The 20,610-nt window shown below is 70.3% G+C and carries 16 protein-coding genes and 1 other RNA gene; 3 read left to right on the forward strand and 14 right to left on the reverse strand.

Features of this window, described 5'->3' with window-relative positions; all coding sequences use genetic code 11:
• Positions 1–10: 10 nt before the first annotated feature.
• Complete coding sequence (locus tag AC5YDV_RS15110; RefSeq protein WP_496184303.1) at positions 11–4,771, reverse strand: NAD-glutamate dehydrogenase; 4,761 nt, start codon at positions 4,769–4,771, stop codon at positions 11–13.
• A 114-nt stretch (positions 4,772–4,885) separates the two neighbouring features.
• Between AC5YDV_RS15110 and AC5YDV_RS15115 the strand changes: the two genes are divergently transcribed.
• Positions 4,886–5,356, forward strand: a complete 471-nt coding sequence (locus AC5YDV_RS15115) for a DUF2505 domain-containing protein (protein WP_496184304.1) — start codon at positions 4,886–4,888, stop codon at positions 5,354–5,356.
• A 26-nt stretch (positions 5,357–5,382) separates the two neighbouring features.
• On the opposite strand, the gene pruA is transcribed toward AC5YDV_RS15115, so the two are convergent.
• From pruA to AC5YDV_RS15130, 3 genes are all read right to left on the reverse strand, one after another.
• Positions 5,383–6,984, reverse strand: a complete 1,602-nt coding sequence (pruA, locus tag AC5YDV_RS15120) for an L-glutamate gamma-semialdehyde dehydrogenase (RefSeq protein WP_496192517.1) — start codon at positions 6,982–6,984, stop codon at positions 5,383–5,385.
• A 155-nt stretch (positions 6,985–7,139) separates the two neighbouring features.
• A complete protein-coding gene (gene ku, locus AC5YDV_RS15125) occupies positions 7,140–7,979 on the reverse strand; it encodes a non-homologous end joining protein Ku (RefSeq protein ID WP_496184306.1) in 840 nt (279 codons plus the stop codon).
• Positions 7,980–7,984: 5 nt separating this feature from the next.
• The gene (locus tag AC5YDV_RS15130) at positions 7,985–8,443 is read right to left on the reverse strand and encodes a DUF6912 family protein (protein WP_496184307.1); all 459 of its coding nucleotides are present in this window, start codon (positions 8,441–8,443) and stop codon (positions 7,985–7,987) included.
• A gap of 81 nt (positions 8,444–8,524) precedes the next feature.
• On the opposite strand from AC5YDV_RS15130, the gene AC5YDV_RS15135 reads away from it, so the two are divergent.
• Positions 8,525–9,010: an Rv3235 family protein gene (locus AC5YDV_RS15135; RefSeq protein WP_496184308.1), complete on the forward strand. Its 486-nt coding sequence runs from the start codon at positions 8,525–8,527 to the stop codon at positions 9,008–9,010.
• Positions 9,011–9,038: 28 nt separating this feature from the next.
• On the opposite strand, the gene secA is transcribed toward AC5YDV_RS15135, so the two are convergent.
• The 10 genes from secA to AC5YDV_RS15185 all read right to left on the reverse strand — a co-directional run bounded on the left by secA (position 9,039) and on the right by AC5YDV_RS15185 (position 20,139).
• Positions 9,039–11,711, reverse strand: coding sequence for a preprotein translocase subunit SecA (secA, locus tag AC5YDV_RS15140; RefSeq protein WP_496192518.1), 2,673 nt, complete (start codon positions 11,709–11,711; stop codon positions 9,039–9,041).
• Positions 11,712–11,789: 78 nt separating this feature from the next.
• The gene (locus AC5YDV_RS15145; RefSeq protein WP_496184309.1) at positions 11,790–12,992 is read right to left on the reverse strand and encodes a winged helix-turn-helix domain-containing protein; all 1,203 of its coding nucleotides are present in this window, start codon (positions 12,990–12,992) and stop codon (positions 11,790–11,792) included.
• 40 nt (positions 12,993–13,032) lie between these two features.
• Entirely contained in the window at positions 13,033–13,638 is a 606-nt protein-coding gene (gene hpf, locus AC5YDV_RS15150) for a ribosome hibernation-promoting factor, HPF/YfiA family (RefSeq protein WP_496184310.1), read from the reverse strand.
• A 164-nt stretch (positions 13,639–13,802) separates the two neighbouring features.
• Positions 13,803–14,501 (reverse strand): ComF family protein, encoded by a 699-nt coding sequence (locus AC5YDV_RS15155; RefSeq protein WP_496184311.1) that lies wholly within the window; start codon positions 14,499–14,501, stop codon positions 13,803–13,805.
• A 24-nt stretch (positions 14,502–14,525) separates the two neighbouring features.
• Entirely contained in the window at positions 14,526–16,229 is a 1,704-nt protein-coding gene (locus AC5YDV_RS15160; RefSeq protein ID WP_496184312.1) for an LpqB family beta-propeller domain-containing protein, read from the reverse strand.
• Positions 16,226–17,779, reverse strand: a complete 1,554-nt coding sequence (mtrB, locus tag AC5YDV_RS15165) for an MtrAB system histidine kinase MtrB (protein ID WP_496184313.1) — start codon at positions 17,777–17,779, stop codon at positions 16,226–16,228. Before mtrB ends, AC5YDV_RS15160 begins: the two co-directional genes overlap by 4 nt.
• Complete coding sequence (mtrA, locus tag AC5YDV_RS15170) at positions 17,776–18,480, reverse strand: MtrAB system response regulator MtrA (protein ID WP_496184314.1); 705 nt, start codon at positions 18,478–18,480, stop codon at positions 17,776–17,778. Before mtrA ends, mtrB begins: the two co-directional genes overlap by 4 nt.
• Before the next feature lie 10 nt (positions 18,481–18,490).
• Positions 18,491–19,066, reverse strand: coding sequence for a YqgE/AlgH family protein (locus AC5YDV_RS15175; protein WP_496184315.1), 576 nt, complete (start codon positions 19,064–19,066; stop codon positions 18,491–18,493).
• A gap of 67 nt (positions 19,067–19,133) precedes the next feature.
• Positions 19,134–19,503: a transfer-messenger RNA gene (ssrA, locus tag AC5YDV_RS15180) on the reverse strand.
• Positions 19,504–19,572: 69 nt separating this feature from the next.
• Complete coding sequence (locus tag AC5YDV_RS15185; protein ID WP_496184316.1) at positions 19,573–20,139, reverse strand: DUF1707 domain-containing protein; 567 nt, start codon at positions 20,137–20,139, stop codon at positions 19,573–19,575.
• 82 nt (positions 20,140–20,221) lie between these two features.
• Here AC5YDV_RS15185 and AC5YDV_RS15190 point away from each other — a divergent pair, with 82 nt between their 5' ends.
• Positions 20,222–20,590, forward strand: coding sequence for an FKBP-type peptidyl-prolyl cis-trans isomerase (locus AC5YDV_RS15190; RefSeq protein WP_496184317.1), 369 nt, complete (start codon positions 20,222–20,224; stop codon positions 20,588–20,590).
• Positions 20,591–20,610 lie beyond the last annotated feature (20 nt).

Genomic DNA, 20,610 nt, shown 5'->3' on the forward strand with positions numbered 1-20,610 from the left:
CTCCATTCAACTACACCAGCAACGCCCGGATCGCCCGCAGTGCCACCGACATGCGGGCCAGCGTGGACTCCTCCCGCACGATCTCCGTCAACTGGGCCGCCTCGTGCTGGAGCCCGCCCGCGGCGTCCACCCACGCGTCCAGCGCGGCTTGGCCGCTCGTCCCGGCGGGGGCCGCCTGCAGGACCGCTGCGACGAGGTCCGCGTGCAGCGTGCTCAGGTCGTCCCGGAGCGCGGCGCGCGCCATGGTGTCCCACTGGCTGGTGCGCGGCAATTCGCTGACGCGCTCGACGATCCTGTCCAGCCCCAGCTTGCCGGCGAGGCCGAAGTAGACCCTCTCGACCTCCTCGAGCGGCCGCCCCAGGCGCGCCGACAGGTCCGCGATGCTGAGCGCGATGTGCAGGAAGGGGGCCAGCGCCGACGTCCGGGCCAACTCCTCGGGCACGCCCGCCTCGCGCAGCAGGGCGGCCTTCTCCTCGATGCGCTGCTTCTGCAGCGCGGTGGCGAACTGGCCGAAGTGACGGCTCACCACCGCCACCGGTTCGGTGAACGCGGCCGCCTCCCCCTTGATGTCCAGCTCACCGCGCCGGTTGTGCAGCAGCCACCGCGTGGCTCGTTCGATCAGCTGCTGGAGCGCGACGCGGATGGTCAACTCCACGTCGGCCGGGAGGCCCAACCCGGGCAGGGCCAGCTCGTGCCGGGCGATGCCGAAGATGGTCCGGGCGGCCAGTTGCGCCCGGATGATGGCGGTGACGGTGGACGACGTCTCACTCGCGAGCCGGCTGAAGGCCGTGATTCCCTGCGAGTTCACGAAGCGGTTGACCGTCACCATCGTCACGATCTCCCTCCGCAGCGGATGCGCCTGCAGGGCGTCGGCGAAGCGGTCGGCCCGCAACGGCTTCGGGAAGTACGTCACGAGCCTGTCCGCGAGATAGGGGTCGTCCGGGAGCGGCGACTCCACCACCAACCGCTCGAGGTGGATCTTCGTCCACGCGAGCAACGAGGCCAGCTCCGGGCGCGTCAGCCTCCGCCCCTCGGCGATGCGGGAGGCCATCTCCCGGCGGCTCGGGAGCGCCTCCAACCCGCGGTCCAGCAGGCCGATCTCCTCCAGGGACCGCATCCATGCCTCATGGGCGGCGGCCATGCCGTCCACCTGGGCCTGCTCGGTCGAGAGCGCCAGGTTCTGGTCGATGTTGTGGGTGATCACCAGTTGGGCGACCTCGTCGGTCAGGCCGGCCAGCAGCTCGCCGCGTTCCTCGGCGCCGAGTCGCCCGGCGGCCACTTCGGGCTGGAGGAGCACCTTGATGTTGACCTCGTGGTCGGAGGTGTCGACGCCCGCGGAGTTGTCGATGAAGTCGGTGTTGATCCGCCCGCCGTTCCTGGCGAACTCGATGCGGCCGAGCTGCGTCCACCCCAGGTTGCCGCCCTCGCCCGCCACCCTCGCGCGCACCTCGGCGCCGTTGACTCGGAGGGCGTCGTTGGCCTTGTCCCCGACGTGGGCGTGGGTCTCGTCGGTCCCCTTGACGTAGGTGCCGATGCCCCCGTTCCACAGCAGGTCGACCGGAGCGCGCAGGATCGCGTGGATCAACTCGTTGGGGGTCATCGCCCGGACGTGATCCTCCAGCCCCAGCGCCGCCCGCACCTGGGGCGTGATGGTGATGGACTTCGCCGTCCGAGAGTGGACGCCGCCGCCTGGGGAGATCAACTCCTCGTCGTAGTCGGTCCACGACGAGCGGGGCAGCTCGAAGAGTCGCTTGCGTTCGGCCCAGGAGGTCGCCGGGTCCGGATCCGGGTCGAGGAAGATGTGGACGTGGTTGAAGGCAGCCACCAGGCGGGTGTGCTTCGACAGGAGCATGCCGTTGCCGAACACGTCGCCGGCCATGTCGCCGATGCCCACACAGGTGAAGTCCTCGGACTGGCAGTCGATGCCGAGCTCGTAGAAGTGCCGCTTGACCGATTCCCAGGCACCACGCGCCGTGATGCCCATGCCCTTGTGGTCGTAGCCGACCGAGCCGCCGGAGGCGAAGGCGTCCCCCAGCCAGAATCCCCGCTCCACAGAGATGCGGTTGGCGATGTCGGAGAAGGAGGCGGTGCCCTTGTCGGCCGCCACGACGAGGTAGGTGTCGTCGCCGTCGTGCCGGACGACGTCCGGCGGCGGGACGACCCGGCCGTCCACGAGGTTGTCGGTGAGCGACAGCAGCGACGAGATGAACATCTCGTAGCAGGCGACGCCCTCGGCCAGCCACGCGGCCCGGTCGACGCGGGGATCGGGCAGGTTGTTCGGGACGAAGCCGCCCTTGGCGCCCACCGGGACGATGACGGTGTTCTTCACCATCTGGGCCTTCACCAGGCCGAGCACCTCGGTGCGGAAGTCCTCCGCGCGGTCCGACCAGCGCAGGCCGCCGCGGGCGACCTTGCCGTAGCGCAGGTGCACGCCCTGGACGCGCGGGCTGTACACGAAGATCTCGTGGGCGGGTCTCGGTTCGGGCAGGAGGGGGAGTTCGGTCGGGGCGATCTTGAAGGCCAGTGCCGGACGATCGGCGGCGAACGCGTTGGTGCGCTTGATGGCCTGCAGGACAGCGATGAACATGCGCAGGATGCGGTCCTGGTCGAGGCTCTCCACGGCGTCCAGGGTCCTGAGGATGTCGGCCATCGTGCTGCCGGCGTCCTCGTCGCGGGCCTCGAGGCTGAGGCCCTCGTCGGGACGGAAGCGCGACTCGAAGGCCCGGACGAGCGCGGCCGTGATCGTCGGGTTCGCGTTGAGGGCCGCGGCCACGTAGGGCTGGCTGTAGGGAATGCCCGCCTGCTGGAGGTAGCGGGCGATGCCACGCAGCCACGTCACCTGCTCCCAGGTCAGTCCGGCAGTCATGACGAGGCGGTTGAGCTTCCCGGCGTGGGCGCGCCCCGTGTAGGTCGCCTCGAACGCCTCCGCGAACCGGGCACGGTCGTGCGGTTGCCAGTCGGCCAGGGTCTGGCCGCTCGGCAGGTGGAACCCGAAGTCGTAGACGAAGACCGGCTCGCCGCGCAGGTCCCACATGAAGGGACGTTCGTCGATGACGGTGACGCCCAAGGCGTCCAGGTGGGGCATGACGCGCGAGAGCGACATGATCGACTTCGTGAGCACCTTGAACCGCAGGTCGGCGTCATCGTCCTCGGCGTCCGGCTTGAACAGCGCGAAGCGCAGGTCGTCGGGACCGGCGAGCGTGTTGGCGAGGTGCAGGTCGGCCAGCGCCTGCTTCGGGGTGTAGGCGGCCTTGTACGCCTCTCCGAACTCGACCCCGCGCTGCTCGGCGGGCAGCGTTTCCGCCACGTCGTTGAAATCGTCGTCCCAGTTGCGGCTGGCCTTGACGACGTCCGCCTCCAGTGCGGCCCAGTCGACGTCCGGCTCGGTGTCGTCGGGCAGGCGGAGGACGAGAAGCAGCCGTGCCATCTGGCTCTCGTTGACCAGCGCGCGGAACTCGACCGACTCGGCCCCGAGGCGTTCCCCCAGCAGGCGGGTGATGCGCTCGCGGGTGATCGTGCGGTAGCGATCCCGGGGCACATAGACGAAGCAGGACCAGAACCGGCCGTGCGGCGCACGCTGCACGATGAGTCGGGCGTGGCGTTGCTCCTCGACGCCCGCGATGCGGCGCACCAGCCCGGCGAGGTCGTCGACGGTGTCCGCGAACCAGTTGTCGCGGGGCAGGGACGCCATGGCCTCGCGGGCGAGCTCACCGTTGTGCGAGGACGGATCGAGGTCCAGGGCCTCCCAGACCCACGTGGCCTTGTCCTTCACGAGGGGGATCGACTCGACCGGCTCCGAGTAGGCGCGCGAGGACCACAGGCCCAGGAAGCGCCGCTCCCCCACCAGCACCCCGTCGGGCGAATAGCTGCGCACGGACACGTAGTCGAGATTGCCGGCGCGGTGGACCGGCGAGCGACGCGAGTCCTTGGTGACGACCATCACCTCGGGATGGGCGGTGATCTGCGTCGCGTGGAACGGGTCGGGACCCGCGTCCCTGAGCAGGCCCAGCCCGGTGCCGGGCACGGCGGTGAACGTGTCGCCCTCGACCGTGTACTCGCGGTAGCCGAACAGGTCGAAGTGGTCGTCGGCCATCCAGCGCAGCAGACCGGCGATGCGGTGCACCCAGGCCTGCTCGGTCGGCTGTGGCGCGGTCTCGACGAACGTGATCGCCTCCGACAGCCTCCGGCGCAGGGCGTCCGAGTCGTCGTGGATGTCCCGCAGGTCGGCCAACCCGGCCGTCAGCACCTCGCGGGAGGCACCGGTCAGGTCGTCCGCGGCCGTGCCCAGCGGCGGGTACGCCTCCACCGTCAGCCAGGACTCCAACTCGCCCGGTTCCGAGTGCGGGCCCACGCCGGTGAGCAGGCCCGACCCATCGCGCTGCACGGACAGGATGGGGTGCCGGATGGTCCGGACCGTCCATCCCAGCTCCATGAGCTCCATGATCACGGTGTCGACGATGAACGGACGGTCGTCGGTGACCACCTGGATGACCGTCGACCCACCGGCGCTCCAGCCGTCGGCGTCCTCCTGGGGGGTCGCGATGCCGAGCAGGTCCTCCCGGGGGCGTCGGACGCGTCCGAGTTGCAGGTGGGAGTCGGCCAGTCGGGCGGCGTGGGCGAGTGAGGCCACATCATCCACGCCAACCGCGTCCTGGCCGTAGTAGGCCGCCACGAACGCGTGGGCGGGGACGGGACGGTCGGGGCGGTCGATGCCGGTGAGCTCGTCCGCCACGGTGGCGAAGTACTGGGTCATCGTGACATCGCGTGCCATGCAGCCGCTCCTTTGCGTAGCCTCGCGCCAGCCTATCGGGCGGCCCGCTTCCCCACGAGGGGCGGCCCCGCCACAACTTCGTGCCGATGAGGGACAGCCGCAATAATCGAGGGCATGCAGCTCACCAGCCGTCATGTCTTCCCGGCCGCACCCACCGACGTGTTCAGCATGTTCACCGACGAGGGCTTCCTCCGCCACGCGGCGGACCGCCTGGGCACCCCGGACGCCCGGGTGGCCGCCTCCGGCACCCGCACCGCGGTGGAGGTCACCGTCGAGTCGCCGGCCGAGGTGAGGGCCTTCATCGGCGCCACGCTGCGGGTCGTCCTCGACGTCGACTGGGGTCAGGAGAGCTCCGGCGGTGGACGCACGGGGACCTTCACGATGACGATCCCGGGCACGCCGGTGGCGGTGGAGGGTACGACGCTGCTCGCGCCCGCGGGGTCCGGCACCGAGTTGACCTACGACGGGGAGCTGACCGTCAAGGTGCCCCTCATCGGTGGCCGCATCGAGAAGGAGGCCGCCCCCGCGATCCTGGAGGCCCTGGACGACCAGGCTCGCGTGGGCCGGGAGTGGCTCGCCCGCTGACGCCCCGCCGCCAGCCGCCGGCGATCTCAGAGCATGTGCGGGTAGCCCGTCGCGGTCGGCGGGACCAAGGTTTCCTTGATCGCCCGGGGGGACGCCCAGCGGATCAGGTTCCACATCGAGCCGGCCTTGTCGTTCGTGCCGGACGCACGCGCTCCACCGAACGGCTGCTGTCCGACCACGGCTCCGGTCGGCTTGTCGTTGATGTAGAAGTTGCCCGCCGTGAACCGCAACCCGGTCAGGGCCGCCTGGACGGCAGTCCGGTCGGTGGCGAAGATCGACCCGGTCAACGCGTACGGCGCCGCGGAGTCCACCAGGTCGATCACCTGCTCGAAGTCATCATCCTCATACACGTGCACGCCCAGGATCGGACCGAAGTACTCGGTGCAGAAGATGTCCGACAGGGGGTCCGTGCCGACCACGATCGTCGGCCGCACGTACCAGCCGGTCGCGTCGTCGTACGTGCCGCCGGCGATGACGTCCATCGTGGGGTCGGCGTGGCAGGCGTCGATCACGCCGGCGAGCTTGTCGAAGGCCCGCTTGTCGATCACGGCCGAGGTGAAGTTCGCCAGGTCACGCACGTCTCCCACCGCCAGCGCCTCGGTCTGCCGCACGAGTTCGTCCTTGACCTGCTCCCAGATCGACCGCGGGAGGTAAGCCCGCGACGCCGCCGAGCACTTCTGGCCCGAGTACTCGAACGCCCCCCGCACCAACGCGGTCACCAACGCCACCGGATCAGCCGACGGGTGCGCCAGCACGAAGTCCTTCCCGCCGGTCTCCCCCACCAGGCGCGGGTACCCGCGATAGCCGGCGATGTTGGCGCCCACCTGCTGCCACAGGCCCTGGAACACGGCGGTCGACCCGGTGAAGTGGATCCCGGCCAGGTGCGGGTCGGACAGGGCCACGTCCGAGATCTCCTTGCCGTGCCCGGGCAGCATGTTGATCACACCCGGCGGCATGCCCGCCTTCTGGAGCACCTCGGCGAAGACGTGCGCCGCGAACGACTGCGTCAACGCCGGCTTCCACAACACCGGGTTGCCCATCAACGCCGCCGACGTCGGCAGGTTGCCCGCGATCGCGGTGAAGTTGAACGGCGTGATCGCGTAGACGAACCCCTCCAGGGGGCGGTACTCCATCCGGTTCCACACCCCGGGCGTACTGATCGGCTGCTCGGCCATGATCTGTTGCGCGTAGGCCACGTTGAACCGCAGGAAGTCGATCAATTCGCACGCCGCGTCGATCTCGGCCTGCTGCACCGTCTTGCCCTGCCCCAGCATCGTCGCGGCGTTCATCGTCGCGCGGTACGGTCCCGCGATCAGGTCCGCCGCCCGCAGGAAGATCGCCGCCTTCTCGTCGAACGGCAACGCCGCCCACGCCGGGGCGGCCGTCAACGCCGCGTCGATGGCCGCCCGCGCGTCCTCGGCACCCGCCTGCTGCACCGTGCCCAACACGTGCCGGTGGTCCGACGGCATCGTCACCTCGAACGAGTCCTCACCCGTCCCCGGACGCCACTCACCACCGATCCACGCGTCCAACGCCATCGGCCCCGCCCCCGCCATCTCGGCCAGGCGCACCTCCAACTCGGCCCTCTCGCGCGAGCCGGGGGCGTGACCAAGAACGGGCTCGTTCACGGGTCGGGGAACCGATGTCTGCGCATCCATGCCCGGAAGGATAGCTGCCGCACAGTGCCACCGGCAGCGAACGCAGCGACAGATGCTTGCGACGTTCGTCAGTCAGCCACTGAATCCTGCCGCAAAGCCCCCGCGCATCGATGAAAACCCGAACCTCAGCCTGCCTTCTTGACCTTCTTCGCGGGCTCGTCGGCACCCTTGGCCGCCGCCTCGCGCCTCTTCTTGGCCGCCTCGACGGACGCCTTGAGCGCGGCCACCAGGTCGACGACGTCGCCGGCACCCTCGGCCTGCTCCTCGGACGCCGTGGGTGCGGGCGCCTCTCCCAGCTTCGCCGCGACCACGGCCTCGAGCGCCTCCCGGTAGGTGTCGGTGAACTGCGTGGGGTCGTAGGGAGCGGTCAGCTGCTCGATGAACATGCCGGCCATGTCGACCTCGCCCTTCGACGCCTTGATCTCGTCCGACGGTGCGGCGAACGCACCATCGCGGAGCTCGTCCGGCCACAGCAGCGTGTGGAGGACCAGCAGGCCGTCCACGGCCCGGATGAGCGCGAGGGACTCACGGGAGCGCAACGCGACCTTCACCACGGCGACCTTCTTGGCCTTCTTCAGCGCCTCGCGCAGGAGCACATAGGGCTTCGCGCCCGGCCCCTCGGCCTCCAGGAAGTAGGACTTGTTGTAGGCCGTCGGGTCGATCTCGTCCAGCTCGACGAACTGGACGATCTCCACCTGCTTGGCGGTGGGCAACGGCAGGTCGTCGAAGTCGGACGCCTCGAGCACGACCAGGCGTCCATCCGCTGCCTCATACCCCTTCGCGATCTCCGCGTAGGGGATCTCCTGGCCGCACACCTCGCAGACGCGCTTGTACTTGATGCGCCCGCCGTCGGCGGGGTGCACCTGCCGGAACGTGACGTCCTTCTCCTCGGTGGCCGAGTACAGCTTCACCGGGATCGTGACGAGGCCGAACGAGACGGCGCCCTTCCACAAGCTACGAGGCATGTTCCCTAGTGTGACAGGCGTTCCCATTCGGAGGAACCGTGCCACAGCAGCTCGGTACCGCGCAGCAGGTCGCTGACGGCGTCCGTCTCCCAGGCACGGTCCAAGGTGGTCTCACCGATCTCGGCCCTAGCAGCGGCGGCCCGGGCGGCGCCGTCCTCGTCGTCGGTGAACAGGCTCTCGACGAACCTCCAGGGGACGTTGTCGGCCACCACGGCGCCGAACTCGGCCGGCTCCGCCCCGGAGGCGTCCGTGTCGCAGACCGCCACGAGGCGGACGCCGTGGGCCAGGAGGCCGGCGACGCCCGCGATCTCGAGCAGTGTCAGGTCCGCGTCCTCACTGTCGGGGGAGGAGAGGCCGAAGGACTCCAAGAACAGCGGCGTGCCGGCGTACCCGACCACGTCGCGTTTACCGGACCTGGCCCACTCGGCCAGGTCGGCCGGGGAAAGGGGGACGAACACGAGCATGGGCCCAGCATGGCATGAGTTGTCCACAAGCAGAGGTCGGAATGCTGGTCCCGGACCCGCCGCCACCCGCACAGTGGGTGCATGCCCACCCCCGTCGCCGTCCTTCCCGCCCCCCGCACCCGGCCCCACGTCGTGGCCCTCGCGTTCCCGTCCGACGCCGGGGTGCCACCCCAGTCACCGCTGCCGGAGGACGAGATCACCGCCGTGGCGGTCCCCGTCGTCGATGTTTCGCCGGACGCGGACCGGGTCGCCAGAACCATCACCCGGGCCCTCGCCGAGTCGCTGGCCGGACGGCGTCCGCTCGCCCAACTGCGTCCCCTCCTGGCGCCGCGTGTCGCCCTGCTCATGGAGCACCTCGTCCGGGCCGGGGCCGCCAGTGGGATGCGTCTCGTCGGCGTCCGACTGCAGAGCCCACGAGACGGCGTCGTCGAGGCGTCGGCGCGGCTGGCGTCCGCCACCCGGTGCGCGGCGCTCGCCGTCCGCATCGAACGGCGCACCACCCGCTGGGCCGTCACCACGCTGGAGGCGGCACTGGCCGCGGACGGGCGCGTGCCCGCCCGCTCGTGAGCGGACGGGCACATGCGGATGGGTCGCGCTACTTGCGCTTGTTGTTGGCGCGACGCTGCCGGCGGTTCGTCGGAGCCGGCTCCTCGGGCTCGGCCTCGACCACGTCCGGGTCACCGTGCACCTCCACGTTCCCGTCCTCGGTGGGGCCGGAGTACGTCAGCTGAGCCGCCGCCGCCACGTCGACGGGGGCGCCCGTGGCATCGCGGACGACGCCGACCTGCGGCGTGACGTTGACCTCGAGGTTGAACACGTAGCCGATGGACTCCTCCAGGAAGGCATCCATCATGGCGTTGAACATGTCGCCGCCCTCGCGCTGGTACTCCACGAGCGGGTCGCGCTGCGCCATCGACCGCAGGCCGATGCCCTCGCGCAGGTAGTCCATCTCGTAGAGGTGCTCGCGCCACTTGCGGTCCAGCACGCTGAGCACGACGCGGCGCTCGACCTCGCGCATGACCTCGTCCCCCAGCTGCTCCTCGCGGGCGTCGTAGGCGCGGGAGACGTCGGCGACGAAGTCGGACACCAGCTCGTCGGACGTCATGTCGGCATCGTGGTAGTCGGCCATGTCGAGGCCCACGGGGTAGAGCGTGCGCAACTGCGCCCACAGGGCGTCGAGGTCCCAGTCCTCCGCGAAGCCCTGGGTGTGCTCCCGGACGACCTGCTCGACGACCTTCGCCGCCGCGACGCGGAGCTGCTCGTCCACATCGGCGCCCTCGAGCACGCGCCGACGGTCGCCGTAGATCGTGTGACGCTGACGGTTCATCACGTCGTCGTACTTGAGGACGTTCTTGCGCATCTCGAAGTTCTGGCTCTCGACCATCTCCTGCGCGCTGGCCACCGAGTTGGTGACCTGCTTGTTCTCGATCGGCACGTCGTCCGGCACGTTGAGGACGAGGAGGACGCGCTCGATCAGGTCGGCCTTGAACAGGCGCATCAGGTCGTCCTGCAGCGAGAGGTAGAACCGTGACTCGCCCGGGTCGCCCTGGCGGCCAGATCGACCGCGGAGCTGGTTGTCGATGCGTCGGCTCTCGTGGCGCTCCGAACCGACGACGTACAGGCCGCCCCGCTCGACGACCTCCTCGTGCTCGGCGTTGGTCTGCTCCTCGACCTTGGGATAGAGCTCCGCCCAGGCCGCCTCGTACTCGTCCGGGTTCTCGACCGGGTCGAGGCCCCTCTCCCGGAGGGCCGCGTCGGTGAGGAACTCGGGGTTGCCGCCCAGGATGATGTCGGTGCCACGGCCGGCCATGTTGGTGGCCACGGTGACCGCACCCTTGCGTCCGGCCAGCGCAACGATCGCCGCCTCACGCGCGTGGTTCTTCGCGTTCAGCACCTCGTGCGGGACGCCCGCCTTCACCAGCCGCTTGCTGAGCACCTCGGACTTGGCCACGGAGGCCGTGCCCAGCAGCACGGGCTGCCCGGCGGCGTGCCGCTCGACCACGTCGGCGACCACGGCGTCGAACTTGGCGTCCTCGGTGCGGTAGATCAGGTCGGCCTGGTCGACGCGGATCATGGGCCGGTTCGTCGGGATCGGCAGGACGCCGAGGCCGTAGATCTTCTGGAACTCGCTCTCCTCGGTCTTGGCCGTACCGGTCATGCCGGAGAGCTTCTCGTACATGCGGAAGTAGTTCTGCAGCGTGATGGTGGCCAGCGTCTGGAACTCCTCCTTGATCTCCACGCCCTCCTTGGCCTCCAGCGCCTGGTGCAGGCCCTCGGAGTAGCGGCGCCCGACCAGCGTGCGTCCGGTGAACTCGTCGACGATGACGACCTCTCCGTCGGGCGTGACCATGTAGTCCTTGTCGCGCTTGAACAGTTCCTTGGCGCGGATCGCGTTGTTCAGGTAGCTGATCAGGGGCGTGTTGGCCGACTCGTAGAGGTTCTCGATGCCGAGGCGGTCCTCCACGAGCGCGATGCCGGGCTCCATCACGGAGATGGTCTTCTTCTTCTCGTCGACCTCGTAGTGGGTGTCGCGGATCATCCGCTTGGCGAGGCGGGAGAACACCGGGTACCAGCGCTTGTTCTCCTCGGCCGGTCCCGAGATGATCAGCGGCGTCCGCGCCTCGTCCACGAGGATCGAGTCGACCTCGTCGACGATCGCGAAGTGGTGACCGCGCTGCACGCAGTCCTCCAACGCCAGGGCCATGTTGTCGCGCAGGTAGTCGAAGCCGAACTCGTTGTTGGTGCCGTACGTGATGTCGGCGGCGTAGGCCGCGCGGCGCTCGGCCGGGGTCATGTGCTGGAGGATCACCCCGGTGCTCAGGCCGAGGAAGTGGTGGACGCGCCCCATCTGCTCCGACTGGTACTTGGCCAGGTAGTCGTTGACCGTCACGACGTGGACGCCCTTGCCGGTCAGCGCGTTGAGGTAGGACGGCAGCGTTGCGGTCAGCGTCTTCCCCTCACCGGTCTTCATCTCGGCGATGTTGGCCAGGTGCAGCGCCGCGCCACCCATCAACTGGACGTCGAAGTGCCGCTTGCCGAGCACGCGCCGTGCGGCCTCGCGCACCGTGGCGAACGCCTCGGGCAGCAGCTGGTCGAGGGTCTCGCCGTTGGCGTAGCGCGCCTTGAACTCGTCCGTCTGGGCACGGAGTTCCTCGTCGCTCATCGCCTCGAAGTCGGGCTCGATGGAGCTCACCTGCTTGGCGATCGTCTCCAGGCGCTTGATCTGGCGCCCCTCACCCAAGTGCATCAGCTTGTCCAACAGGCCCACGTGTCTGTGCTTCCTCGTCGTCCGTTCGGCGCCGGCTCGGCACCGTCCCCCATGGTAGGGGGTCGGCCACCGTGGGGGTCACACCAGGGGTGCCAAGGTGGCGGCCAAGGTCCCCCGGGGCCCCACGGCCACAGCGCCGAGCCCGAGCCAGCCGGCCATGAGGTGCAGTTCGGACGCCAACGGCGGGGCCACCTCGTCCGCCCGGCGGCCCTCCTCCAGCCACGCCGACTGCACCATCAGGACGCCGCGGGCGCGGTCGGCCTTGAGGTCGACCCGCGCGGCCGGGGAGTCACCGAGCCAGAACAGGTACACGTAGTAGCCGTACTCGCGCTGGGGTTCGGGAACGTAGATCTCGATGCGGTAGCGCGTGCCGAACAGGTTCTCCAACCGTCGTCGCTCGAACACCGACGAGTCGAACGGGCTGACCAGCGCGTGGGCGTGCAGCGAGCGCGGCATCCGGGCCTCGTGCCACAACCAGTGCGGCCCGGTCACGCCGGCCACCTCGACCTCCTCCAACTCGCCGCGGGCCACGAGCCGCCGCACGGACGCCAGCGTCTCGGCCTTGCGCAGGTGGAAGTACTCGCTCAGCGCGGTGAGATCCGACACCCCGAGGGCTCTGGCGGCCCGGGCGACCAGGAGGTCACGGGAGGTGTCGTCGTCCGGGTCCGGGGTGGCGAGCACAGCCGGCGGCAACACCCGCTCGGTGAGGTCGTACAGCCGCTCGAAGGCAGCGTTCCGGCCCGCGACGGACAACGTCCCGACGTTGAAGAGGTGTTCCAAGACGTACTTGGCCTCCGACCAGTTCCAACCCCAGTGCACCTTCCGGCGCACCTCCTCGTTCTCGATCTGCCGCGGGGTCAGCGGACCCCGCTCGGCGACGTCGGTGAGGATGCGCTCGACCAGGTCCGGCTTGTGCTCCAGGATGCGGGTGAACCGCTCCCGCTCGCGGGTGGCGAGGGACCGCTTGCGGAGGCGCAGCGCCGGCTCCAGCGTCACGTCGACGAGGCAGGCCGCGTGTCCCCAGTACTCGAACAACCGGCGCGGCGCGCGCTGCCAGGCGCGCTCCAGCAGGGCGGGGTCGTAGGCACCCAACCGCGCGAACAGGGGCATGAGGTGGGCTCGGACGGCCACGTTGACAGAATCGATCTGGAACTCGCCGACCCGGTCGATCTCGGCCTGCACGTGCCTCATGGTCACCGTGGCCGGGCGCGGGCGTCCGAACCCCTGCGCGGCCAACGCCACGCGGCGGGCCTGCGCATGGGACAGGCGACGGCCGGGCATCAGGATCGCTCCCGATGCCCGGCCGTCCGGTGTGGTTCGGTCACGCGTCGGCGTCGACGTCCAGGTGGATCACGCCATAGTCGTAGGCCTTGCGGCGGTACACCACGCTCGGAGCGCCGGAATCGGCATCCACATACAGGAAGAAGTCGTGCCCGACGAGCTCCATCTCGTCGAGGGCCTGCGCCAGGGTGAGCGGCGTGGCGGGGAAGATCTTCTCCCGGACGACCAGCGGACCGTCACCGGTGACCTCCAGGCCGGCGATGCGGCGGACGGACGGGGCGTCCTCGGCCGGTGCCGCCGGACGCGGCGGGGGAACCTCGAGGGTGTCGGAGACACGGAGTCCGCGGTGCACCTTGCGGCGGTCCTGGGCACGGCGCAGCTGCGACTTCATCTTGTCGAGGGCGTGCTCGAACGCGATCGCCTTGTCGTCCGCGGAAGCCACGGACCGGACGACCGGGCCCTTCCCGATCAGGGTGATCTCCACCTGTGTCGCTTGGTCCGGTTGCTTGTGCTGACTCGCGGACACCTGCACCTCGACGCGCTGGACACGATCCCGGAACCTCTCGATCCCGGAGATCCGTTCGGCGACCTTGTCCTTGAATTCGTCGGTGATGCTGACGCGACGGCCGGTGACGATGACGTCCATGCCAACCTCCTTGTTCGGGTAACAAAATGGCACCGGCGCCTACTCCTGAGGGTCAGGGGCTGGCGGTTGGTGCCATGTCCCCAACCTAGCGCGGAACCGCCCGACAATCACGCGTTCCCCGCAGTTAACTTGCCGTACACACGGGAGACCACCCACCTCCTCGGTCAACGCCCACGACGCAGGGGCGTGGCCGCCACCACCGCGCACGCGGACGCCGGCGTCCCGGCCTCCCGGAGGGCGCGGCAGGCCTCCCTCAAGCTCGCCCCGGTGGTGGTGAGGTCGTCCACCACCACGCGCAGCGCGCTCCCACCGGCCTCCGCCACGCCCGAACGGCGACGCGCCACCAGGGCCCCGGTCACGTTGGTCAGCCGGTCGGCCTCTCCGAGCGTGGACTGGTCAGCCACCCTCCGCCGGTGGCTCAGGTTCGCCTCGACGCGGGTGGGCACACCGGCCCCACCCAGGGCACGCGCGGCGACTCGCGCGAGGGCGAGCGTCGTGTCCAGGCCCCGTTCGCGCACGGATCGTGGCTGGGACGGCATGGGCACGAGCACGAGCCCGCCGGGACGCGTCCCCACCGCCCGTACGGCCACGGCCACCGCCAACGCCAGCGCCTCGCCCAGCGTCGCCGACAGCCACCAGCCCGTGCGCTCCTTGTAGCCCACGATGCAGCGCTGCCACACCTCGGCGTACGCGGCGGCGGCCAGGACCGGGACGTCGCACCCGGAGCTCGCCACCTCGAACGGCTCGGCACCGGCGAGCAGGAGGCTGCACGCGCGACAGAGACCGGCGCAGGGCGTCCGGCACCCGGGGCAGGCTGCCCCCAGCAACAGGGACGCGGCGGCGTCCACGAACGGTCGCGGCACGCCGGGGACACTAGGCGCCGCCCGTCAGGGGTAGAACACCGACGCGAGCTCGACGTCGTGCTGCGACCACCGGAGGTCGCTGTTGTAGCGCCACACCTTGCCGTCGACCGTCCGTACCATCGGCGGGACACCGGGGGCGACCGCCAGTTCGACCAGGTCGCTCGCCTCCGTGGGCCCGATCGGGACGATGGTGGCACCGTCCTGGGCGACCGCCTGCACCGTGCTGGTCCGGCCGTCCTTGACGAGGACGAGCAGTGAGTCCGCTCCGCGCCAGCCGACGTCCAGCGGAATGAGTTGGGCGACGGACGTCGTGGCGACGCGCAACTCGCGCCAGCCCTCGACCGCCACCTCCCCCTGGCCGCGGACGACGCGGCCGAGGCCCACGGACCGTTGCCCGCCGGGTCGCTCGACCAGCATCGCGATCCGGGCTCCGTCAGGGGCCACGCGGAACGTGCTCACGCGCCCCTCCCCCAGCCCCTCGACGCGCACGGGCGCCCAAGAACCACCCTCGACCGGCACCCGGCCCAACTCCCCGGCGTCGTTGTCGACCCAGAGGTCGCCCAGCCGGTCGAACTGCGGTCGACCGAAGCCGGTGGAGGAACCGACCTGCGTGACGACCGACTCCCCCAGCGGGGTGACCACGAGGGCGCCGCGGTCGGCGCTGACCGCCGCCGCCATGAGAGCGTCCGACCGGACGGCGGCGAGACTCACGTCGGTCACTCCCGGCGCGACAGGCAGGTGCTCGATGCCGCCCGCCCCCTCCACGACACGGACGACCTGCCCGCCGGCCACGGCGAACAACTGGCGGCTGCCTTGGCGCGCCGTGGGGTCGGCCTCGGGGAACCCGCCGACCGGGACGTCGGTCCCGTACGGCTCGACCGACCAGGGGTCGTTCTCCCCCCATCCCACGGTGACGGCCACGATCGACTCGAACGACCGGTAGCTCCAGGCGAGCTGGGTCGCGAGCGCCACCCGCTGGGCCTGCGTCAGGTCGCGTCCGGTCCGGCGGAGGCGGACCTGCGCCACCCCCGTGGCCGACACGACCACCCGTTCGAGGGCGATCCCCTCCAGGGGTGGCTCGACCGCGCCGGACAGCCACTCCGTGGCCCCGCCGACCACCGCCTCGGCCGCCCGCTCGTAGGCGCCGGCGCCTCGTGGGAAGTACCGGGGATCGGGCACGAGCCACCGTCCCCCCGGGGCCCAGAAGTACGGCGTGACGCGCGTGAAGGCACTGGTGAACAGGTACTCGGAGACGAGCAGCCCCTCGGGGGGCGACCCGATCCGCCATTGGCCGTCCTCGTCACGGAGGAGTCCGAAGTCGTGGTCGAGCGATTCCATCGACTGCCGGTAGGAGCCCGCCGAGTCGAGGGTGCCGACGACCGGGGCACGGAGCATCGCGCCCTCGTCGGTCGCGACGACCGGGTTGCCCTCGGCGTAGATGCGGACGCCGGCCTCCGGCTGCCACCGCTCGGACGCCTCGGGCGTCAGGTAGGTCCGGGCGACGGCGTAGTCGGGCTGCGAGGACGCCATCGCGTGGAGGAAGCCCTCGACGACCGTGATGGGCGACGCATTCCGACCCGGCGGCGCGGGAGCGATCACCACCCCGGGATTGAGCCTCCCCGGCGTGGCCTGCACCTGCGTCACCGGGCCCGTGGTGGGGACGCCACTGCACCCGGTCGCCACGAGGGCCAGCACGACGAGCACCACGACGAGGGGCGCGCGGTTCATGAGGACCTCCACTCGTCGGGCACCACGGGCAGGGGCGACTCCAGAGCCGCCACCCCGGGCTCCACGGGTAGCGTCAGGCGGAACTGGGCACCGTGCCCCGGGCGACCCCACGCGTTGAGCCAGCCCCCGTGCAACTGGGCGTCCTCCAGGGCGATCGAGAGCCCGAGTCCCGAGCCGCCCACCGTCCTCTGACGTGACGTGTCCGCCCGCCAGAACCGGGTGAACACCTGGTGCGCCTGCGCAGCGCTGAAGCCGACACCGTGGTCGCGGATCGTCACGGCGACGGCTTCGGCGTTGGCTGCGACGGTGAGGACGACGTCATGCCCCTCGCCGTGCTCGATGGCGTTGCTGAGCAGATTGCTGACGATGCGGCGGACGCGCCTCGGGTCGACCCGGCACCGGACGGCATCCGGCGCGCGGAGGACCAAAGACGTGGCGTACGCGTCGGCCAAGGGTTGCTGCGCGGCGATCTCGGTGGCGACGAGCTGCACCAGGTCGACGTCGTCGACCTGCAGCTCCGCGGCTCCCGCGTCGAAGCGGCTGATCTCCAGCAACTCGGTGAGCAGGTGCTCGAAGCGGTCCAGCTCCCCCTTCAGCAACTCGGTCGAACGCCGGGTCACCACGTCGAAACCGTCCCGGCCGTCGTAGAGGACGTCCGCCGCCATCCGGACGGTCGTGAGCGGGGTCCGCAGTTCGTGGCTGACGTCGGAGACGAACTGGCGCTGGACCAACGACAGGTTCTCCAGCTGCTGGATCTTGCGGCCGAGCTCGTCGGCCATGTGGTTCATGGACCGGCTCAGGCCGGCCAGGTCGTCCGACCCCCGGATCATCATGCGCTCGTCGAGGTGCCCCGCCGCGATGCGCTCGGACGTCTCGCGCGCCGCCCGGATCGGACGGAGCGCCTGCAGTGAGATCAGGTACATGAGCCCGGTCATCAGGGGGAGGAAGACCGCGGCCGCGAGCAGGGCCGACCGTTGGACGACCTCCAGCGTCTTCTGCTCCTGGTCCATGCCGAACAGGAAGTACACCGGGTAGCGGCCCGACCCCGGGGCGAGCAGGGCCCCGCCGACGACGAGGCCGGCCCGCGGCGTCCGACCGTCGGTGAACGAGATCGAGGTGGGTGTGGTGAAGAGGCCCTCCCCGCCGGCGCCGACGGCCTCGCGGATGGCCGAGGGCACCGACGACACCGAGACTCCCGCCGACGTGATGTCGGAGACGGGCCCCGAGATCACCAGGTCGTATTGGTCCCCCACATTGCCCCGGCTCGCCACGTCGCGCGCCAGCCGGGTGAGGTGCTCGTTCACGGTGGACGTCCGCAGGTCGGCGTCCCGCAGCGAGGCCTGCATGCCCTCCAGCACCGCGGACGCCTCGGACACCGACTGGTCCGTCTTCGCCTCGAGGATGCCGCGGGTCGACTGGTCGACGAGCAACCATCCGGTCACGCCGAACACCGCCAGGGCGGCCAGCACGCTGTTCGTGACGACGCGGAACGACAGCGACCGCGCCCACCAGCGGGCCGGGTACCCGAGCACGCGGCCCAGCCGGCTCATGGTGAGGTGGGCGTCGTCCCCGCGCGGTAGCCGATGCCCCGGACGGTCACGATGATCTCGGGGTGCTCGGGGTCGCGCTCGATCTTGCTGCGGAGCCGCTGGACGTGGACGTTGACCAACCGGGTGTCACCGGGGTGCCTGTACCCCCAGACCTCCTGGAGGAGCAACTCGCGGGTGAACGCCTGGCGCGGCTTCCGCGCGAGGGCCAGCAGCAGGTCGAACTCGAGCGGCGTGAGCGAGATCACCTCGTCCCCGCGGTGGACGGTGTGGGCGTCCACGTCGATCACGATGTCGCCGAGGCGCAGGACGACCGGGTCGTCCCCGGGTGGGAGGGAGCGGCGGAGGCGGGTCTTGACGCGCGCGAGCAGCTCCTGGGTCTTGAACGGCTTGGCCACGTAGTCGTCGGCGCCCGACTCCAGGCCCTCGACGACGTCGGACGTGTCGGACTTCGCGGTGAGCATGACGATGGGGACGTCGGACTCGGCCCGCAGGTCGCGGCACACGTCCACCCCGTCGCGGCCGGGCAGCATGAGGTCGAGCAGCACGAGGTCGGGGCGGAACCGGCGGAACTCGTCCACCGCCTCGTCACCACGGCCCACCCAGGCCGTCTCGAACCCGGAGGCCTGCAGGACGATCTGCAGCATCTCGGCCAGGGCCACGTCGTCATCGACCACGAGCACCTTGCTCCCCGTCAGACTCATCGTTACCCCCTCAGTTCAGTTCCGGCGTGGGCGTCCATGTTGACAACCAGCCTAGTTCCCCGCCCTGTCGAGCCAACACGCGCCGCCACAACGTCTCCGGATCGGGGTCGAAGACGTCCGCGTGACGGGCCGGCACCGGGTGCCACATTCCCTGCGCGACCTCCCCGTGCAGTTGACCGGGGGCCCAGCCCGCGTAGCCCGCGAAGATCCGCAGGTCGCTGTACGCACCCGCCGCCAGTTCGATGGGTGTCTCCAGGTGGAGCAGCCCCACACGGTCGAAGAGGCGCCGCCACCCCGGCGGTTCCTCGGTCGGGTGGGCCGGCGTGGCGAGGCAGATCGCCCCCTCCTGGGAGACGGGCCCGCCGTCGAAGAGGCGATGGGGCCAACTGGTCAAGCCCTCCCAGCCGGGCAGCACGCTGGCGAGATCCACACCGGTGTAGGAGTTCAGCACCACCCCGAGCGCGCCCGAACCGTCGACGTCGAGCAACAGGACGACGGATCCGTCGAAGACACCGTCGGTCAGCTCGACACCGGCGACGAGCAGCGTGCCTGGCTGCAACGGTGCGGCTACGAAGTCGGCGTCCACTTCTGCATCATGGCATAGAAACGCCGCGGTCCCGGCTCATTCGAGCCGGGGCCGCGGCGGTCGAAAAGGGTGGAGGTGGCGGGAGTCGAACCCGCGTCCTCGAGAGGCGAACCAGGTCTTCTCCGGGCGCAGCCGACGGTGTCGTTCTACTCGGCCCCCGTGCTCGTCATCGGCACGTCACGGACAGGCCCAGCCCTGGTTGAGTCCCGATCGTCCGCCACGGCGTCAGACGACCAGCAAGCCTTCTGGATGAGGCCAGGATCCGGGTCGAAGGCTAACCCGGGCTGACCCTTCGATCACTGATCAGGCAGCGAGAGCGAAGTCTGCGCGAGTGTTTTCGGCAGTTGTTGGTTTCCAGCGTTCGTTTACGAGATGTCGCTGGCTCCTCGGCCCGCTTCTCCTGGGACTACCGTCCCAAGTCGAAACCAGTCACCCCCTGTTGAGTTGTACCTCCCGGAAGGACCGGGAGCATCTCAGCATACGCGATGCGCACGCCTCATGCCATGTCAACGCCCATCGGTGCGCAAAGCTTCCAGCCGGATGACGCGCATCACCGGATTGCTGAACGGCTGCCCGGACAGGACACGCGCGCCGCTCATGATGGTGAGGACCATCCATCCGACCCAGCCCAGCGCCATGATGGGACCGAGGACCGCCTCGGGCAGGAGGAACGCGCCCACGATCGCCGTCACCAGGCAGGCGACGCCGGCGACGAGCTGGAAGTTGAAGGCCTTGGCCGCCTCCCGCCGCGCGGGCGTCCCGGGCGTCGCCAGGGCGTACGCGACCAAGGGCCCGAAGATCCACGTGAACAGCGACGACAGGTGCGCCAAGCCGCCCAGGATCGTGGCCTGCGGCCCGCGGGCGAGCCCCGGAGCGGGGGCCGTGCGCACGGGGAGGCCGGCGGTGCCGGCGTCCAACTCACGGCGGGTCCGCGCCGACATCACCATCCCCAGTCGCTGGTCGAGTTCGAACTCGTTGAGGCGCCCCGTGGAGTAGGCATCCTGCAGTTGTGCCTCAGCGCGTGCGCGATCGGCGTCGCCGACCCTCAGGTCCAGCGAGTGGTGGTTGATCATGTCCCCATTGTGCGCCCCGGGACGGCGCCAGCCATCGGGCGTTCCCCGGATCGTCCCCCGCCGTCCCCGTACGCTGGAGCCCATGGACAAGCCCATCATTGAGATCCCCGACAGCGACGCCCCGACCGAGCTCGTGCTCGACGACCTCGAGGTCGGCACCGGCCCCGAGGCCGTACCCGGCAAGCAGGTGGCCGTGCACTACTCCGGTGTCGCCTGGTCGACCGGCGACGAGTTCGACAACAGCTACGACCGTGGCGAACCGCTGGTGTTCGGCCTCGGCGCGGGCCAGGTCATCCGGGGCTGGGACACCGGCATCGCCGGGATGAAGGTGGGCGGACGCCGTCGCATCACGATTCCGCCGCACCTGGGCTACGGGGCCCGCGGCGCCGGCGGCGTGATCAAGCCCAACGAGACCTTGGTGTTCGTCTGCGACCTCGTCGGCGTTCGCTGATTCCCTGTCCCTCGCTCCTG

Source organism: Propioniciclava sp. LT432 (assembly GCF_059515965.1).

Bases quoted from the DNA above. Each gene is read 5' to 3' on its own strand.
- AC5YDV_RS15160 (WP_496184312.1), bottom strand. From the start codon at position 16,229: ATGAACCGCGCGCCCCTCGTCGTGGTGCTCGTCGTGCTGGCCCTCGTG.
- AC5YDV_RS15110 (WP_496184303.1), bottom strand. From the start codon at position 4,771: ATGGCACGCGATGTCACGATGACCCAGTACTTCGCCACCGTGGCGGAC.
- AC5YDV_RS15115 (WP_496184304.1), top strand. From the start codon at position 4,886: ATGCAGCTCACCAGCCGTCATGTCTTCCCGGCCGCACCCACCGACGTG.
- ku (WP_496184306.1), bottom strand. From the start codon at position 7,979: ATGCCTCGTAGCTTGTGGAAGGGCGCCGTCTCGTTCGGCCTCGTCACG.
- mtrB (WP_496184313.1), bottom strand. From the start codon at position 17,779: ATGAGCCGGCTGGGCCGCGTGCTCGGGTACCCGGCCCGCTGGTGGGCG.
- AC5YDV_RS15130 (WP_496184307.1), bottom strand. From the start codon at position 8,443: ATGCTCGTGTTCGTCCCCCTTTCCCCGGCCGACCTGGCCGAGTGGGCC.
- AC5YDV_RS15135 (WP_496184308.1), top strand. From the start codon at position 8,525: ATGCCCACCCCCGTCGCCGTCCTTCCCGCCCCCCGCACCCGGCCCCAC.
- AC5YDV_RS15190 (WP_496184317.1), top strand. From the start codon at position 20,222: ATGGACAAGCCCATCATTGAGATCCCCGACAGCGACGCCCCGACCGAG.
- AC5YDV_RS15185 (WP_496184316.1), bottom strand. From the start codon at position 20,139: ATGATCAACCACCACTCGCTGGACCTGAGGGTCGGCGACGCCGATCGC.
- mtrA (WP_496184314.1), bottom strand. From the start codon at position 18,480: ATGAGTCTGACGGGGAGCAAGGTGCTCGTGGTCGATGACGACGTGGCC.
- hpf (WP_496184310.1), bottom strand. From the start codon at position 13,638: ATGGACGTCATCGTCACCGGCCGTCGCGTCAGCATCACCGACGAATTC.
- AC5YDV_RS15145 (WP_496184309.1), bottom strand. From the start codon at position 12,992: ATGCCCGGCCGTCGCCTGTCCCATGCGCAGGCCCGCCGCGTGGCGTTG.